The organism is Mumia zhuanghuii (assembly GCF_042681565.1).
Lineage (GTDB): Bacteria > Actinomycetota > Actinomycetes > Propionibacteriales > Nocardioidaceae > Mumia.
In genome coordinates this window covers 196088-212302 of record NZ_JBHUFT010000001.1, presented here as the reverse complement: position 1 = coordinate 212302, position 16215 = coordinate 196088, and the positions used below count along the sequence as shown (strand labels likewise).

Here is a 16215-nt window from a genome sequence, read left to right as displayed (position 1 = left end):
TCACTTTGTTGACTAGGTCCCGCGGTATCCTGGGGCGATGGTGACCTACCAGCGCTTCGTGGCCCTCGGTGACAGCACGACAGAGGGGATCGGCGACACCCCGTACGCCGACGGCAGTCCGCAGGGCTGGGCGGACCGCTTCGCCACGCTCCTCGCGCAGGCGGTCCCGGGAGCGTCCTACGCCAACCTCGCCGTACGGGGCAAGGTCACGCACGAGGTTCATGCCGAGCAACTCGCGCCCGCCCTCGCGCTCGACCCGGATCTTGTGAGTCTCGTGGTCGCCATGAATGACCTCATCCGCCCGCGGTTCAGCGCCGACGCGATCATCGGCCACATCGAGGCGATGGTGGGTGCGCTGCGACGGCAGGGAGCGGACGTCCTCCTGATGACCTTTCCGGACCTGGCCGCGGTCTCGCCCGTCGGCCGTCTCGTCCGCGGGCGGATCACGGACCTCAACAGGGGGTTTCGTACGGTCGCCGCGCGCCACGGCGCACACGTGCTCGACATCGCGACCGTCCCCTCCGCCGGCGACCCCCGTGTCTGGGCCGACGACCGCCTCCACCTCAACCCCCACGGCCATGCGCTCCTCGCCCGCGCGATGGCCGCGACAGCTGGGCTGCCGGACACCGACAACTCGTGGCGGGCGCCGCTGCCCCCACCGCTCCGACGTGGACTGAGGGAGCGGGCCGAGATCGAGGCGGCCTGGTACGGCACGCACCTCGGTCCGTGGCTCGGGCGTCGCCTCACGGGCCGGTCGTCCGGGGACGGCCGCGCCGCCAAGCGGCCGGACCTCCTGCCGATCGTCGCCTGAGACGACGCGCCCCGTCGCGCTAGACGAGGGTGAGGTCCGTCCCGTCAGGTGAGTGGTCCGCCATCCTGACGCTGCGGATCGCCGGGTCGTCGTAGGTGTTCCAGTAGTAGGTCCCTGTCCTCGACGAGAAGAGCCCCGTGTAGATCGTCTTCTCGAACCCGCCCGAGCTGCCCATCACGGCGCCGCCGTCCACCATCGCGACCTGCTGCAGGGTGTGGAACGCGCGGCTGACGTTCTCCTCCTCGCTAGCCTTGTCCGGGTAGTGCTCGTTGACGTACACCGCACGCACGAACCTGGAGGGTGAGTAGTAGTCGCCGGGGATCCCTCGCATGTGCGACCCCGAGCCGAACGGGGTGAGGTGGGCTCTGCCGAGCACGAGCTCCTTGGGGAACTCGGGCGAAGCGTTGAGGTAGTTGCGCAGGTTCTCGTGGTGCCAGGCGAACCCGGGCTGGTTGGTCAGGACGTCGACGTCGTCATCGAAGACGTGCATGCCGTCGCTCGTGTGCTCCACCACGATGGCGCGATCCGCGTCGCCGATGAACCAGTGCAGCATCGAGCTCGGATACTTCTCGTTGATCGGCTTGTCGACGATGACGACATTCTCGAGCGCTGCGGCGGCCTCGTCGACGGTCGCGAACTGCGAGGCCACCCAGAGCGGGAACTCGTACGCAGCGACGTTGGTCGCGCCCTCGACAGGCTCCGGTGCGTAGGCCGCATATCCCGGGAAGTTCAGTCCCGCCACGGCCAGGCCCGCATCGTTGCCGCAGTCGAAGTAGAGCGGCGTGCCCTCCTCGACGATGCCCATCCCGATGGTCGCATGCAGGATGTTCGACACCGCCCCGAACGGCGACTTCAGGTCGTACCCCTTGGGTGTCACGACCACTCGCTCCCCGTAGCCGCTCGTCCAGTCGAGGTTCCGGGCGAGATAGAGGTTGCCGCTCTCGTCGTTGAATCTGATGCCGGTGCACACGTCGATGGCCCCTGTCCTTGGCACCCGCTGACCGTGGCCAGCGAGCTCGGTCGGTGCCTTCCAGCATGAGCGGGGGTGTGACGACCGGCAACTCGGCGGTCGGCAAAAGTACGCAGGCCGGACCCTGGAGGGTCCGGCCTGTCGTCGATCCAACGAGAGATTATGCGGTGGAGCTGAGGGGACTCGAACCCCTAACCCCCTGCTTGCAAAGCAGGTGCGCTACCAATTGCGCCACAGCCCCGCAAACTGCGGGCGCGGCGCGCCCGGCAGTGGGTCAGACCTTGTCGGTCGACTCGGCCCAGAGCTGCTGACCGTTGCGGCCGGCCTTCTTCTTCTTGTTGACCACCGCGAAGAGACCTGCTGCGGCGATGGCGGCGATCACGAGCTTCTTCATCAGATTCTCCTCTGGGTGGGGTACGTGGGCCTAACAGGACTTGAACCTGTGACCTCTTCCTTATCAGGGAAGCGCTCTAACCAAGCTGAGCTATAGGCCCGTTCTCACCGAACCGGTGAGCCGACGGAGACTTTACCTGGTGCCTGGCGGCGTACCCAAACCGGGGTAGGCCGCCAGGCTGTGCAGGCTCAGTCGTCCTCGGCCAGCGTGACCTCGAGCCCGCCGAGCAGCTGCGCGGCGAGGTTGTAGAGGAACGCTCCAACGGTCGCGAGTGCGGTGATCAGGATGACGTCGATCGCGGCGATCACGATGGTGAGGCCGATGATCCGTCCGAACCCGACGTACTCGCTGATGTCGAAAGCGTCGGCGTTGTCGTTGAGGACGGTGGCGACGCTCTGGTTGATCGCGTCCCACACACCGGCGGCGCCGAGCACTGCCCACACCAGGACGACTGCCACGACCGTGACGATGCCGACGGCGATCGCGAGTGCGAATGACATCTTCATGACCGACCACGGGTCGACCCGGTAGACGCGCAAGCGCGCCTTGCGCGACGGTGCAGTCGAGGCATTCTTGGACTCGTCCTTGGGGGAGTCCTCGTACGGCTTCGGACGGCGCTTGCGGGGGCGCGCCTCCGTGTCGACCGGAGCGACCGTCGGCTTGGAGACCGTCGGCTGGCGCTTGGTCTCGGTCGCGCGGGCCTCAGCCTCTGCGATCGAGCCGGCTGTCGGCACCGGGGGCTTGGCGGTCGACGAGCCGGTCGATGCCGGCGCCGGCTTCGCAGCAGGCGACACAGGCTTTGCCGACGCATCCTGGGCGGGCTTTGCCGTGGCCGGTGCGGTGGACGCCGGGGACGCAGGCTTGACTGCCGGGGCGTCCTTGGCGGGCGCCGACTGCTTCTGCTGCTGCGCAGCCCCTGCGGCCGGCGCAGACGGCGGCGTCGGTGACGCGGCGGGCGCCGTCGGTCGAGACGGCTGAGCAGGCTGACCGTTGGAGGCCTGCCGGTCACGCGTCACCGGCGTGCCCGGACGCGCCGGGGGCGAGGGTGCCGGACGCTGCGAGGCGCCCTGTGGTTGCTGCGGTTGCTGCGGCGGCTGCGACGGCTTCTGCCCGTTCGGCCTCGGCTGGGCGCCAGGCGACGCGGGCGGGGTGGCCTCGGACGGCTTCGCGCTCGACTGCCCCCCGTTCAGGCTCCCCGGAGTCGGCTGGGCAGGTCGCCGCGGGCCGCCGTTGACGGCGCTCGTGTCGGGCTCACTCTGCCTCGGCCGCTGCGGAGCCGCGGGGTTCGGCTTGCGGTCCGTCATTCTTCCTCCTGGGCGTCGGGGGTCGTGGTCTCTGGCTCCATTGCCTCAACCATCTCCTCGGCGTCGGACTCGTCGACTGTATCCAACAGTGAAGAGTTCTCCTCATTCCGCGCAAGGGCAACCACTTCGTCGTCCCCCTTCACACCGACGAACTTCACGCCCATGGTGTCACGTCCGGTCTGAGTGACGTCAGCCACACGCGACCGGGTGACCTGACCACTGGCCTTGATCGCGATGATCTCGTCATCATCGTCCACGACGAGGGCACCGACCAGCGCCCCGCGCTCGTCCTGAAGCTTCATCGCCTTGATGCCGAGACCCCCGCGACCCTGGACGCGGTACTGCGCGACCGCGGTCTTCTTGGCATAGCCGCCGTTGGTGGCAGTGAAGACGTACTGGTCGTCCTCGTCGGCATCGCTGCGGATCACCGCCATCGAGAGGAGCTCGTCAGAGTCACGGAACTTCATGCCGGTGACACCTGAGGTGGCGCGGCCCATCGGCCGAAGGGTCTCGTCGTCGGCGGTGAACCGGATCGACTGCGCACGGCGTGAGAACAGCACCAAGTCGTCGTCGGGGCCGACGAGCTCCGCTCCGACCAGCTCGTCGTCGGGGTCACGGAAGTTGATCGCGATGACGCCGGCCTGACGCGGGCTGTTGTAGTCCGCGAGGCGCGTCTTCTTGACCAGGCCGTTCTTGGTGGCCAGCACGAGGTAGGGCGACTGCTCGTAGTCGCGGATCGCCAGCACCTGCGCGATCTGCTCGTCGGGCTGGAACTGCAGCAGACCCGCGACGTGACCGCCCTTGGCATCACGCCCCGCCTCGGGAAGGTTGTACGCCTTCTCGCGGTAGACCCTGCCCGCGGTCGTGAAGAAGAGGATCCACTGGTGCGTCGTCGTGGAGAACAGGTGGTCGACCACGTCGTCGCCGCGCAGCGTCGCCCCTCGTACGCCCTTGCCGCCACGGCGCTGGACTCGGTAGAGGTCGGTCTTGGTGCGCTTGACGTACCCACCGCGGGTGATCGTGACGACCACGTCCTCGTCGGGAATCAGGTCCTCCATCGACAGGTCGCCGTCGGCGGGGATGATGCGCGTACGACGGTCGTCGCCGTACTTCTCGACGATCGCGGTGAGCTCCTCGGCCACGATGGAGCGTTGGCGCGTGATGTTGGCGAGGATGTCCTTGTAGTCGGCGATCTCGGCCTCGATCTCGGCGAGCTCGTCGATGATCTTCTGGCGCTCGAGGGCTGCCAGGCGCCGCAGCTGCATTTCGAGGATCGCCCGTGCCTGGATCTCGTCGATCTCGAGCAGACCGGTCAGGCCGTCGCGGGCGTCCTCGACCGTCTGGCTACGGCGGATGAGGGCGATGACCTCGTCGAGCATGTCGAGCGCCTTGACCAGGCCGCGCAAGATGTGGGCCCGCTCTTCGGCCTTGCGGAGGCGGTACTCGGTGCGGCGCCTGAGGACCTCGACCTGGTGCTCGACCCAGTTCGAGATGAACTGGTCGAGCGTGAGCGTGCGCGGCACCGAGTCGACGAGCGCGAGCATGTTCGCCGAGAAGTTGGTCTGCAGCTCGGTGTGCTTGTAGAGGTTGTTGAGGACGACCCGCGCGATCGCATCGCGCTTGAGCTCGACCACCAGGCGCCGACCGACGCGGGAGCTCGACTCGTCACGAACGTCCGAGATGCCCTGGACACGACCCGTGTTGACCAGGTCGGCGATCTTCTGGAGCAGGTTGTCGGGGTTGACCTGGTAGGGGAGCTCCTTGACGACGAGGGAGATCTTGCCCTTGGCGTCCTCCTCGATGTCGACGACCGCGCGCATCGGGACCGACCCGCGGCCGGTCCGATAGACGTCCTCGATGCCCTTGGTTCCGACGATGAGGGCCTTGCTGGGGAAGTCAGGGCCCTTGATGCGCTCCATCAGCGCGTCCAGGAGCTCCTCACGCGAGGCGTCGGGGTGCTCGAGAGCCCAGATGGCCCCGTCGGCGACCTCACGGAGGTTGTGCGGGGGGATGTTCGTCGCCATGCCGACCGCGATGCCGGCCGAGCCGTTGACCAGCAGGTTGGGGATCCGCGCGGGCAGGACCGTCGGCTCGAGCGAGCGACCGTCGTAGTTGGGCGTGAAGTCGACGGTCTCCTCTTCGATGTCGCGCACCATCTCCATCGCGATCGGCGCCAGCCGGCACTCGGTGTACCGCATCGCTGCTGCGTCGTCGTTGCCCGGCGAACCGAAGTTGCCCTGGCCCGCGACCATCGGGTAGCGAAGCACCCACGGCTGGGCAAGGCGGACGAGGGTGTCATAGATCGCGGTGTCGCCGTGCGGGTGGTACTGACCCATGACGTCACCGACGATGCGTGAGCACTTGCTGAAGCCACGGTCGGGGCGGTAGCCACCGTCGTACATCGCGTACAGCACGCGGCGGTGCACCGGCTTGAGCCCGTCCCGGACGTCCGGGAGGGCGCGCGCGACGATGACGCTCATCGCGTAGTCGATGTAGGACCGCTGCATCTCGGTCTGCAGCTCGACGCGCTCGATCCGCTCCGGTGGCGTGGGTGTCTCGGTCACGAAAGGTTTCCTTCGTCGTACGGGTCAGTCTGTGGATTCACGTGAAACGATGCGTGGCGCCACGTGTCAGATGTCGAGGCCACGTCAGATATCAAGGAACCGGACGTCCTTGGCGTTGCGCTGGATGAACGCGCGACGCTGCTCGACGTCCTCACCCATCAGCACGGTGAAGACCTCGTCGGCGTTGGCGGCGTCGTCGAGCGTGACCTGGCGCAGGATCCGCTGCTCCGGATCCATCGTGGTCTCCCAGAGCTCGTGGTCGTTCATCTCACCCAGACCCTTGTAGCGCTGGACCGGGGCTTCCTTGGGCAGGCGTTTGCCCGCCTCCTTGCCGGCGGCGAGCAGCGCGTCGCGCTCCCGGTCGGAGTAGGCCAGCTCGGGGGCAGTGTTGGACCACTTGATCTTGAACAGCGGCGGCTGCGCCAGGTAGACGTACCCGCCGTCGATCAGAGGCTTCATGAAGCGGAACAGCAGCGTGAGCAGCAGTGTCGAGATGTGCTGGCCGTCCACGTCGGCGTCGGCCATCAGCACGATCTTGTGATAGCGCAGCTTGTCGATGTCGAAGTCGTCGGTGACGCCCGTGCCGAGCGCGGAGATGATGGCCTGGACCTCGGCGTTCTGGAGGATCTTGTCGATCCTCGCCTTCTCGACGTTGAGGATCTTGCCGCGCAGCGGGAGGATCGCCTGGATCCGCGGGTCGCGCCCGCCCTTGGCCGAGCCGCCGGCGGAGTTGCCCTCCACCACGAACAGCTCGCACTCCTCCGGGTTGCGCGAGGAGCAGTCGGCGAGCTTGCCCGGCAGGCCCGCGCCGCCCAGCAGGCTCTTGCGGTTGCGGGCGAGATCGCGCGCCTTGCGGGCCGCCATCCGCGCGGTCGCCGCGTCGATGCTCTTGCGCACGATGATCTTGCCCTCGGCCGGGTTCTGCTCGAACCATGCACCGAGGTGATCGTTGGTGACCGTCTGGACGTACGACCGGGCCTCAGTGTTGCCGAGCTTGGTCTTGGTCTGACCCTCGAACTGCGGCTCAGAGAGCTTGATCGAGATGATGGCGGCCAGCCCCTCGCGGATGTCGTCACCCGAGAGGCGGTCCTCCTTCTTCTTGATCAGGCCCTGGTCCTCGGCGAACTTGTTGACCGTGTAGGTCAGCGCCGCACGGAAGCCCTCCTCGTGGGTGCCGCCCTCGTGGGTGTTGATCGTGTTGGCGAAGGTGTGGACCGACTCCGAGAACGAGACGTTCCACTGCATCGCGAGCTCGAGGCTCAGCCCGGCGTCCGGGTTTTCGGACTCGAACGCGATGACCTCGCGGTTGAGCGGGCTGCGGTTGCCCGTGTTGATGTGGTGGATGTAGTCGATCAGGCCGTCTTCGTACTTGAAGCGACGCTCCATCGCGCCTTCGTCCGTGCCGCCGGTCGCGCTGTCGGCGGGGGTGATGTCGTGCGCCGCCTCTGCGCTCTGGAGGGCCTCGGCGACCTCGCCGGCCGCAGGGCGCTCGTCGCGGACCACGATCTCGAGGCTCTTGTTGAGGAAGGCCATCTCACGGAAGCGGGTCGTGAGCGTCTCGAACGAGTACGTCGTGGTCTCGAAGATCTCGTCGCTGGCGTAGAAGGTGATCGTCGTGCCGGTCTCCTCCGTGGCCTCGCCGCGCTCGAGCGGGCCGTCAGGCACGCCGTACGTGAAGGACTGACGCCAGACGTGACCCTCGCGACGAACCTCCGCGTACAGCTTGGTCGAGAGCGCGTTGACCACCGAGACACCGACGCCGTGCAGGCCACCGGACACCTTGTAGCCGCTCCCACCGAACTTGCCGCCGGCGTGCAGCGAGGTCAGGACCAGCGTCAGGGTCGGGATCTTCTCGATGGGGTGGTCCTTCACCGGGATGCCTCGACCGTTGTCGACGACCTTGATACCGCCGTCGGACAGGAGGGTGATCTCGATGGTGTCGCATTGGCCGGCGAGGGCCTCGTCGACCGAGTTGTCGACGACCTCGTAGACCAGGTGGTGCAGACCGCGCTCACCGGTGGACCCGATGTACATGCCGGGCCGCTTGCGGACGGCATCGAGGCCTTCGAGAACCTGGATGTCTCCGGCGTCGTACGAGGACCCCGAGTCTGTCGGGCGGGTCTCGGGGGTGGGGATCGACTCGCTCACAGGTGGATGGCCTCCATCGTCTCGAGAACTCAGGTCGCGAACTCGCAGGCGTCCCGACCTGCATGGTCGCCGGGGCGGCGAGAACAGCCGGGACACAACTGGTCCAGTGTAGCCGGTAGAGCGCGCCACACGAGCCGACAGCGTCCTCCCGTGAGGGCGCGACGAAGCCCGGAAGCCTCTGAGAGGGCTCAGGTGCCCTCTGTGACGGATCGGGACCCCGCCGACGATGCCCCGTATGCGCCCCGTCCCCACTCGAACGCCTGTACGGGGCTTCTGTGTCGTGGACGGTCGAGACGGTGTCGATCGCTGTTGCGCGATGAGGCAAGGTGGGGGACATGGCATCTTCGACGGTTGCTCGTGCGCCGTCCGCGGGGCAGAAGCTTTATCGCGGACGGACGCTGGCGTCGGCGTTCGGACTCCTCGTGGTGTCGTTCGCCGCACTCGTGCTGATGGTGTCCTATCTCATCGAGAACCCCCGCGGGCAGCGTCTCGACCAGCGGGCGATGGAGGCCGTGTATGCGCGCCGCGACGCCCTCGACCAGCTCCTGTCCGTCCTCGGCTACCTCTCCATCGGCACGATGGCGATCGCCATGGTCGTCCTGATGACGATGGCGGTGCTGCGGCAGCGGTTCGCCGCAGCATTCGCCGCGGTGATCGTCGTCGCAGGCGCCAACATCACGACCCAGGTGCTCAAGCACGCTGTCCTCGACCGGCCCGACCACGGGTACGGCTGGCACGTCAACAGCCTTCCCAGCGGTCACACCACCGCCGCGATCTCGCTCGTCATCGCAGCGCTGCTGGTCGCGCCGGCGGCCCTCCGCGGCCTAGTCACGATGCTCGGCTCGGCCGCCGTCGTCCTCACCGGCGTCTCGACCGTCGTCGCCGGGTGGCACCGCCCGTCCGATGTCGTCGCGGCACTCGCCGTCGGACTTCTCTGGGGCGCGGGCGCCGTCTTCGTGCTCGCACTGCGCCGCAGCGGCCCGCCGACCGGCGGGTTCTTCGCCTCGCTGGGGTGGGGGCTGATCGGAGCCGTCGCTGCCGGCGCTGTCCTGCTGTTCATCGGCGTGCGCCCATACGGGGGCTGGGACGGCGTCGGGCCAGCCGCAGGCGTGATGGTGATCATCGGCATCGCGGTCGCCCTGGTCGTGGCGGTCTTCGACCGGATCTCGTCGGTCTTCGCGCGCTGAGGCGCGCCACTCACCCGTAGGTGTCGCGCGGCCCGCGGCCCTTCACCCTCAGTGAACCCTTCGCCCAGCTCGGGCCTTGGGGTCCGCGGACGTTGATCCGCGTGACGGTGCCGTCGCCGAGCCGCTCGTTGAGCTTGCCGACCACGTTGGGAGCGAGCATCCGCAACTGTGTCGCCCACGCCGTCGAGTCCGCATTCACCCAGAGCTGCCCGTCGGCATAACGGTCGGGCCGGCAGTGCTCGGCGACTTCCGCGCCCACGATCTCGCTCCACCGCCCGAACAAGCCGTGGACCGCAACCTCGGTGTCCCAGCCGTGCTCGGTCACGAGCCGGTCGAGCGTCGACTCCAGGGTCTGGGGGTCGCGGTCGTCGGGGTGAGCGCCGCTCACGCTCGGGATGGTGCGTCGGCGTCGGCGTCGGCGTGGCGTCGATGAGCGCGAGGCGGCCGGACCGACCGAACGGTACGCACGTGCGATGCTGCGAGCCAGCTCGATGCCGTCGGTCTGATGGTCTGCCGCAGGCTCGACAGGCTCGACGGGTGTGCGCTCACCGGGGTCGACGGGTTCCTTACTCATCAGCCACCTCCTCGTCCATCCTGACCTCGCCTGCCGCCACGTCGTACCGACGCCCTCGCAGGCCCGCGGGCACGTCCTCTGCGACAGCCGCGGTCACCAGCACCTGCTCGGCGCCGGCGACCCTGTCGGCAAGGTGAGCGCGCCGGTCCCGGTCGAGCTCGGCGAACACGTCGTCGAGGATCAGGATCGGGTCGTCGCCGTCTGCGCGCAAGAGGTCGTACGAAGCCAGTCGCAGCGCCAGTGCGTATGACCACGACTCACCGTGGCTCGCGTACCCCTTGGCGGGCATGCTCCCGAGAGACAGGACGACGTCGTCGCGGTGCGGGCCAACGAGGCTGACCCCGCGGTCGAGCTCGTCGCGTCGGCGCCGCACCATCTCCTCGGCCATCGCCTCACGGAGGACGTCGCGGTCCAGGGTCTCGGGGAGCTCGAAGGAGGGCTTGTACGCGGTCGTGGCCTCCGTACGCTCAGCCGCCGCAGACGCCGCGACCGCGCGGTAGGCGTCGGCGAGGTACGGACCGAGGGCGTCGAGCAGCGCGAGCCGTGCGGCCAGCAGCTCACCCCCGTACGTGGCGAGCTGACCGTCCCAGATGTCGAGCGTGTCGAGGTTCGCACCGCGGCCGGCGTGCCGTGCGGACTTGAGCAGCGAGTTGCGCTGGCGCAGTGCCCGGTCGTAGTCCGCCCGAACCCCGGCGAACCGCGGTGAACGCAGAACCAGGAGCGCGTCGAGGAAATGGCGGCGGTCGCTCGGGTCGCCCTTGACCAACGTGAGGTCTTCGGGTGAGAACACGACCGAGCGGAGCCATCCGAGGAGGTCACGCGGGCGGGGGAGCGGACCTCGGTTCACGCGTGCGCGGTTCGAGCGCCCGGGCGTGATCTCGATCTCCAGCAGCGCAGACCGGTCATCGCGCACGACGCTCGCGCGGACGACCGCGCGGTCGGCGCCGATCCGGACGAGTGGCGCATCGCTCGCGACCCGGTGCGAGCCCAGCGTCGCGAGGTAGTCGATCGCCTCGACGAGGTTGGTCTTGCCCTGACCGTTCGCACCGATGAAGGCGGAGGCGCCGGGTTCGAGCGTGAGCTCGAGCTCGACATAGGAGCGGAAGTCGTGCAGGGAGAGGTGGGTGACGTGCACGGTGCGGTGGCTACTCCGACTTCACCGCGTGGCCGCCGAACTGGTTGCGCATCGCGGCGATCGCCTTCATGGCGGGCGAGTCGTCCTGGCGCGACACGAACCGGGCGAACAACGCTGCGGTGATCGCCGGCACCGGCACCGCGTTGTCGATCGCGGCCTCGACGGTCCAGCGTCCCTCACCCGAGTCTTCCGCGTAGCCGCGGATATGCGCGAGGCCCGGGTCCTCCTGGAGCGCCTTGACCATCAGGTCGAGGAGCCAGGAGCGGACGACCGTGCCCTCGCGCCACGAGGCGAACACCTCGGTGACGTCGTCGACGAGGTCGACCTTCTCGAGCAGCTCGTAACCCTCCGCGTACGCCTGCATCATCGCGTACTCGATGCCGTTGTGAACCATCTTGGAGAAGTGACCGGCGCCCACCCCACCTGCGCGCACGTAGCCGCTGGTCGGGCTGGGTCGCAGGGCGTCGAACGCCGGGGTGACCTTGGCGATGTCGTCGGGCGCACCGCCGACCATCAGGGCGTAGCCCTCCTCCAGACCCCAGACGCCGCCGCTGACTCCGCAGTCGACGAACCCGATGCCCTTTTCGGCCAGCTCAGCGGCATGGCGGAGGTCGTCGGTCCAGCGCGAGTTGCCGCCGTCGACCACGACGTCGCCCGCTGAGAGCAGGTCACGTAGCTGGGCGACCGTCTCGTGCGTGGCGGCGCCGGCCGGGACCATGACCCACACGACCCGCGGAGCGGGAAGGGCTTCGACAAGTGCACCAAGCGAGGAGACGTCGGCAAGGTCGGGGTTGCGGTCGTACCCGACGACGTTGATGCCCCCTCGCCGCATGCGCTCGCGCATGTTGCCGCCCATCTTGCCGAGGCCGATCAGTCCGATGTCCATGGCACTCCTTGGAGTCGTGTCCGGGCGAGATGGTGGCGACAGGGGTGACGAGCGGACGTCAGCCCGGCAGGCGCATCGGCATGATGAGGTACCGGAAGGACATGTCGGGCTCCCCGCCCAGCTCCTGCACGCCCGCGAGCGTCGCGGGGCGGCTCGCCTGGGTGAAGGCGAGGTGGACGGCGGGGTCGGTCATGACCTGCAGGCCCTCGAGGAGGAACGTCGGGTTGAAGCCGACCACAATGTCGTCGCCGTCGACCTGCGCCTGCAGCGTCTCCTGCGCCTGGGCGTCGTCCCCGCTGCCGGACTCGAGGAGGACCTGCCCGTCGGAGAACGTCAGGCGCACCGGAGTGTTGCGCTCGGCGACGAGCGAGACTCGGCGGACGGCGTCGATGAGGTCCTGGCGGCCCACGAACGCGATGGTCTGGGCGTTGGCGGCGAACAGCTGACGCACCTTGGGGAACTCACCTTCGAGCATCCGGGTGGTCGTGCGGCGGGTGCCGCTGGCCGTGGAGCCCTCGAAGCCGATGAGGCCGGGGCCCTGCTCACCCGTGGCGACGGCCATCGTCAGCTCGCCGCCGGACGTGAAGGACTTCGCGATCTCGGAGAGCGAGCGCGCCGGGACGACGGCTGTCGCGGAGGTGTCCGGGTTCTCGGGGAACCACGAGAGCTCGCGGAGGCTCGCCCGGAACCGGTCGGTGGCCAGCAGCGAGATCGTCGACCCGGCAAGCTCGATGCGGACCCCGGTGAGGAGCTGGAGGACGTCGTCGCGCCCAGCGGCGGCCACGGCCTGCGCGACGGCGGTTGCGAAGTCGTCCGAGCTCACCGTGCCTGACGCCGTCGGCATCGCCGGCAGCTGGGGGTAGTCCTCGACGGGCATCGTCTGGAGGCTGAACCGGCTGCTGCCGCACACCAGCGAGACCTTGGTGCCGTCGACCGAGACGTCGACCGGACGCGAGGGGAGCGACTTGCAGATGTCGGCGAGAAGCCGACCGGACACGAGGGCCCGGCCATCGTCGGCGACGTCGGCGTCGACGGTGGAGCGGGCGGAGGTCTCGTAGTCGAAGCTCGACAGCGCGATGCCGCCGTCGGTGCTCTCGACCATGAGGCCGGCGAGCACGGGAACGGTCGGCCGAGTCGGCAGGCTCCGGGCCGTCCAGGCGACTGCGTCGGCCAAGGCGTCGCGGTCGATGCGGAACTTCACAGCGATGTGCCTCCGGACGGGTGTGGCCGGCCGTGGGAGCGGCCGGGGAATGACATGTTTCCTGGAATCCTGCCACGGCTCTGGCTCGGGCGACCAGTCAGGGAGGTTGTCATTCGTCATCCCCAGGTTTGGCCTGTGGATGACTTCGAACGAATGAGGAGATCTTGTAGTTCTCATCTCAGTAGTAGGGGCTGTTGACGGAGTGGACAACTCGAGTCAGTGCAGGTCAGCAACTGAATGGCAATGTTCACGCGATGTGGACAACCGACCCGTTCGCTGTGCGACGCGGTGGAGGACGGACTCGCGCTCCCCAGGTCGTGCACGGGACGGCGGGGGCTTGTGGATGAAGTTGGGGTGTTTTCCCCAGGTGTATCCCCAGATGTGGGTAGTCGTGAATCACAACAAAAGGGGCGGTACGACGGGTGTCGTACCGCCCCTTTTGGGGGTCTGAGGAGCGCGTGCGGGGCCGCTGAAGGTCCCGCTCAGCCCACCTGGCGAGCCTGCTGCTTGATGCGGTTCGTGAGCTCGGTGACGTGGTTGAAGACCTGTCGGCGTTCGGCCATCAGGGTGCGGATCTTGCGATCGGCGTGCATGACGGTCGTGTGGTCTCGGCCACCGAAGTGCTGCCCGATCTTGGGCAGCGAGAGCTCGGTGAGCTCGCGGCAGAGGTACATCGCGATCTGGCGCGCCTGGACGAGTCCCCGGGAGCGGCTCGCTCCGCAGATCTCCTCGATCGAGTACTCGAGGTAGGAGGCCGTCTGGGCGATGATCAGGCCGGCGGTGATCTCAGGCTCTCCACCCTCGGGGATGAGGTCCTTCAGGACGATCTCGGCCAACGGCAGATCGACTGCCTGGTGGTTCAGGCTCGCGAAGGCCGTCGCCCGGATCAGGGCGCCCTCGAGCTCGCGGATGTTGGTCTGGATCCGACTGGCGATGAACTCGAGCACCTCAGGCGGGACTGTGAGCTTCTCGATCTCGGCCTTCTTGCTGAGGATCGCGATGCGGGTCTCGAGGTCGGGCGGCTGGACGTCCGTCGTGAGGCCCCACTCGAACCGGCTGCGGAGCCTGTCCTCGAGCGACTCGAGCCCACGGGGCGGCCGGTCCGAGGTGATCACGATCTGCTTGTTGGAGCCGTGAAGGGTGTTGAACGTGTGGAAGAACTCCTCTTGGGTCTGGATCTTGCCCTCGAGGAACTGGATGTCGTCGATGAGGAGGACGTCCGTGTCGCGGTAGCGCCGCTGCAGCGCGGGCATCCGGTCGTCACGGATGGCGTTGATGAAGTCGTTCGTGAACTCTTCGGTGCTCACGTAGCGCACACGCGCGTTCGCGTACAGGCTGCGGACGTAGTGTCCGATCGCGTGCAGGAGGTGCGTCTTGCCGAGCCCGGACTCGCCGTAGATCATCAGCGGGTTGTAGGCGCGCCCCGGCGCCTCGGCGACAGCGACGGCGGCCGCGTGCGCGAAGCGGTTGGACGAGCCGATGACGAAGTTCTCGAAGTGGTAGCGCGGGTTGAGTCGCGTCTCGGCTGCCCGGACGTGGTGCGGAGGGCGTGCCTGGCTCGTCGTGGGGACGAAGGCCGGTGAAGCGTCGAAGTTCACCGGCGCGCCGTCGTCGTGCGCCGCGGACGACGCGGGGGCGCGGACGTCGGCGGTGTGCCCTGGAGCGGACACCGGGTCGGCGGCAGGTACCCCCACGCCGTCAGAAGTCGAGTTAACGCCATCTCGACTTGTCGACAAGTCAATTTCTTCGAGGTTGTCGGCCTTCTCCGTGGCGGCGGGGAGCACGTTGGGATCGACCGTGACCGCGATCCGGATCGGCCGCCCGAAGGAGTCCGACAGTGCCTGCTCGAGCTGCGGCCTCAGGCGTACCTCCATCTGGGTCCGCGTGAAGTCGTTGGGGACCCCGACGAGGAGGGTGTTCTCGTGGAGCGTGATCGGGACAGAGCTCGTCACCCATGCCCGTGTGGTGACGGGGAGGATCTCGGTGATCGCGTTCCAACGGCGGTGGAGCGTTGCGCTGTCGATCACCTCCGAGGGCGGCGTCGGCTGGTCATCACTCATGTTGGCCCCAATCTCCGGCTCCCTGGGGGGCGCGGTACGTCCACATCGTTATCCACAATCTGTGGACTTACTGCTCCCCGTGATGAGATCCCCGTGATCCCAGTGATGTCGCGGCATTCCACGCCGATGGCGTGCCCTGTGGATATCGTGGTATTTCGGGGACGCTAACAGCACGAATGGTCAGCGGCAACCGATTGTCCACAGGGTACCGATCATGGTGCAACCGGGGGTTCCCGGCGCGTGTCCTGGACGTGTGGGGCGTCACGGGTGTAAGGCCGGTTTGACCCGCTGTGGAGCGACCACGTACCGTTGAGAGGTCGAGGGTTCTCGACACCTGCCGCATGCCTACGTACGGGTCGCAATCGCGCGCGTACGTCGGCGGGCGGTGGCCGTCGAGCCAGAGACCGTCCAGTACCGATGACCGCGATTGCCTGCGGTCGCAGACACGACACGATGGGGAGCACTCCCGTGACGAAGCGCACCTTCCAGCCGAACAACCGCCGCCGCGCGCGCAAGCACGGCTTCCGCCTGCGGATGCGTACGCGCGCCGGCCGCGCGATCCTGGGGGATCGTCGTCGCAAGGGCCGCGCGCGTCTGTCGGCCTGAGCCGTGCTGGCCGTGCGGTGCTGAGCGCAGCCCATCGCCTGCGCACGAGCGACGACATTCGGACAACCATCAGGCGAGGACGCCGTGCGGGATCCCGCACCGTCCTCGCCCATGGTCGTTTGGGGGCCCGGTCGGAGGGTGATCCGTCGCGGGTCGCGTTCGTGGTCGGCAAGCAGGTCGGCAACGCGGTCACACGCAACACCGTCAAGCGCCGTCTGCGTGCCTTGATGTCCGCACGTCTGAGCGCGTTGCCCGAAGGTTCCGATGTCGTGCTGCGTGCGCTGCCTCCTGCCGCACGTCGCTCGAGTGTCGACCTTGGGCACGATCTCGATCTCGTCCTTGATCGCTTGCACCAGCCGAGGACGACCTCCTGAC

14 protein-coding genes and 2 tRNA genes are annotated in these 16215 nt (G+C 68.0%); 4 read left to right on the top strand and 12 right to left on the bottom strand.

Annotated elements, in window-relative coordinates; all coding sequences use genetic code 11:
* Positions 1-37: 37 nt before the first annotated feature.
* A complete protein-coding gene (locus tag ACFSDF_RS01055; RefSeq protein WP_377155715.1) occupies positions 38-811 on the top strand; it encodes an SGNH/GDSL hydrolase family protein in 774 nt (257 codons plus the stop codon).
* Positions 812-830: 19 nt separating this feature from the next.
* Here ACFSDF_RS01055 and bsh read toward each other — a convergent pair whose 3' ends face one another.
* The 7 genes from bsh to gyrB form a co-directional block, all read right to left on the bottom strand.
* On the bottom strand, positions 831-1805 hold the full coding sequence (gene bsh / locus ACFSDF_RS01050) for a choloylglycine hydrolase (RefSeq protein WP_377155713.1): 975 nt from the start codon (positions 1803-1805) through the stop codon (positions 831-833).
* Positions 1806-1949: 144 nt separating this feature from the next.
* Positions 1950-2022 (bottom strand) — tRNA-Ala (locus tag ACFSDF_RS01045).
* 33 nt (positions 2023-2055) lie between these two features.
* Complete coding sequence (locus ACFSDF_RS01040) at positions 2056-2175, bottom strand: DLW-39 family protein (protein ID WP_243842835.1); 120 nt, start codon at positions 2173-2175, stop codon at positions 2056-2058.
* A 25-nt stretch (positions 2176-2200) separates the two neighbouring features.
* Positions 2201-2275, bottom strand: a tRNA-Ile gene (locus tag ACFSDF_RS01035).
* 88 nt (positions 2276-2363) lie between these two features.
* The gene (locus ACFSDF_RS01030; protein ID WP_167000750.1) at positions 2364-3479 is read right to left on the bottom strand and encodes a DUF3566 domain-containing protein; all 1116 of its coding nucleotides are present in this window, start codon (positions 3477-3479) and stop codon (positions 2364-2366) included.
* Positions 3476-6043, bottom strand: a complete 2568-nt coding sequence (gyrA, locus tag ACFSDF_RS01025) for a DNA gyrase subunit A (RefSeq protein WP_167000748.1) — start codon at positions 6041-6043, stop codon at positions 3476-3478. Before gyrA ends, ACFSDF_RS01030 begins: the two co-directional genes overlap by 4 nt.
* Positions 6044-6127: 84 nt before the next feature.
* Complete coding sequence (gene gyrB / locus ACFSDF_RS01020) at positions 6128-8191, bottom strand: DNA topoisomerase (ATP-hydrolyzing) subunit B (RefSeq protein ID WP_279587718.1); 2064 nt, start codon at positions 8189-8191, stop codon at positions 6128-6130.
* A gap of 335 nt (positions 8192-8526) precedes the next feature.
* Here gyrB and ACFSDF_RS01015 point away from each other — a divergent pair, with 335 nt between their 5' ends.
* Positions 8527-9378: a phosphatase PAP2 family protein gene (locus tag ACFSDF_RS01015; RefSeq protein WP_377155709.1), complete on the top strand. Its 852-nt coding sequence runs from the start codon at positions 8527-8529 to the stop codon at positions 9376-9378.
* Between the two features lie 10 nt (positions 9379-9388).
* On the opposite strand, the gene ACFSDF_RS01010 is transcribed toward ACFSDF_RS01015, so the two are convergent.
* The 5 genes from ACFSDF_RS01010 to dnaA form a co-directional block, all read right to left on the bottom strand.
* Entirely contained in the window at positions 9389-9952 is a 564-nt protein-coding gene (locus tag ACFSDF_RS01010) for a DciA family protein (RefSeq protein WP_167000744.1), read from the bottom strand.
* Positions 9945-11087, bottom strand: coding sequence for a DNA replication/repair protein RecF (recF, locus tag ACFSDF_RS01005; protein ID WP_167000742.1), 1143 nt, complete (start codon positions 11085-11087; stop codon positions 9945-9947). Before recF ends, ACFSDF_RS01010 begins: the two co-directional genes overlap by 8 nt.
* Before the next feature lie 10 nt (positions 11088-11097).
* Positions 11098-12015 carry a phosphogluconate dehydrogenase (NAD(+)-dependent, decarboxylating) gene (gene gnd / locus ACFSDF_RS01000; RefSeq protein ID WP_347877918.1) on the bottom strand — a complete coding sequence of 306 codons (918 nt, stop codon included), beginning with the start codon at positions 12013-12015 and terminating at the stop codon, positions 11098-11100.
* Between the two features lie 16 nt (positions 12016-12031).
* Positions 12032-13174 carry a DNA polymerase III subunit beta gene (gene dnaN / locus ACFSDF_RS00995; RefSeq protein ID WP_167000738.1) on the bottom strand — a complete coding sequence of 381 codons (1143 nt, stop codon included), beginning with the start codon at positions 13172-13174 and terminating at the stop codon, positions 12032-12034.
* A gap of 482 nt (positions 13175-13656) precedes the next feature.
* On the bottom strand, positions 13657-15234 hold the full coding sequence (gene dnaA / locus ACFSDF_RS00990) for a chromosomal replication initiator protein DnaA (RefSeq protein ID WP_167000736.1): 1578 nt from the start codon (positions 15232-15234) through the stop codon (positions 13657-13659).
* A 468-nt stretch (positions 15235-15702) separates the two neighbouring features.
* Here dnaA and rpmH point away from each other — a divergent pair, with 468 nt between their 5' ends.
* Together rpmH and rnpA are read left to right on the top strand one after the other, a co-directional pair.
* Complete coding sequence (gene rpmH / locus ACFSDF_RS00985; protein ID WP_182397207.1) at positions 15703-15840, top strand: 50S ribosomal protein L34; 138 nt, start codon at positions 15703-15705, stop codon at positions 15838-15840.
* 17 nt (positions 15841-15857) lie between these two features.
* Positions 15858-16214: a ribonuclease P protein component gene (gene rnpA / locus ACFSDF_RS00980; protein ID WP_167000732.1), complete on the top strand. Its 357-nt coding sequence runs from the start codon at positions 15858-15860 to the stop codon at positions 16212-16214.
* Position 16215: the final 1 nt, after the last annotated feature.

Bases quoted from the DNA above. Each gene is read 5' to 3' on its own strand.
- ACFSDF_RS01055 (WP_377155715.1), top strand. From the start codon at position 38: ATGGTGACCTACCAGCGCTTCGTGGCCCTCGGTGACAGCACGACAGAG.
- ACFSDF_RS01040 (WP_243842835.1), bottom strand. From the start codon at position 2,175: ATGAAGAAGCTCGTGATCGCCGCCATCGCCGCAGCAGGTCTCTTCGCG.
- ACFSDF_RS01030 (WP_167000750.1), bottom strand. From the start codon at position 3,479: ATGACGGACCGCAAGCCGAACCCCGCGGCTCCGCAGCGGCCGAGGCAG.
- ACFSDF_RS01015 (WP_377155709.1), top strand. From the start codon at position 8,527: ATGGCATCTTCGACGGTTGCTCGTGCGCCGTCCGCGGGGCAGAAGCTT.
- ACFSDF_RS01010 (WP_167000744.1), bottom strand. From the start codon at position 9,952: ATGAGTAAGGAACCCGTCGACCCCGGTGAGCGCACACCCGTCGAGCCT.
- dnaA (WP_167000736.1), bottom strand. From the start codon at position 15,234: ATGAGTGATGACCAGCCGACGCCGCCCTCGGAGGTGATCGACAGCGCA.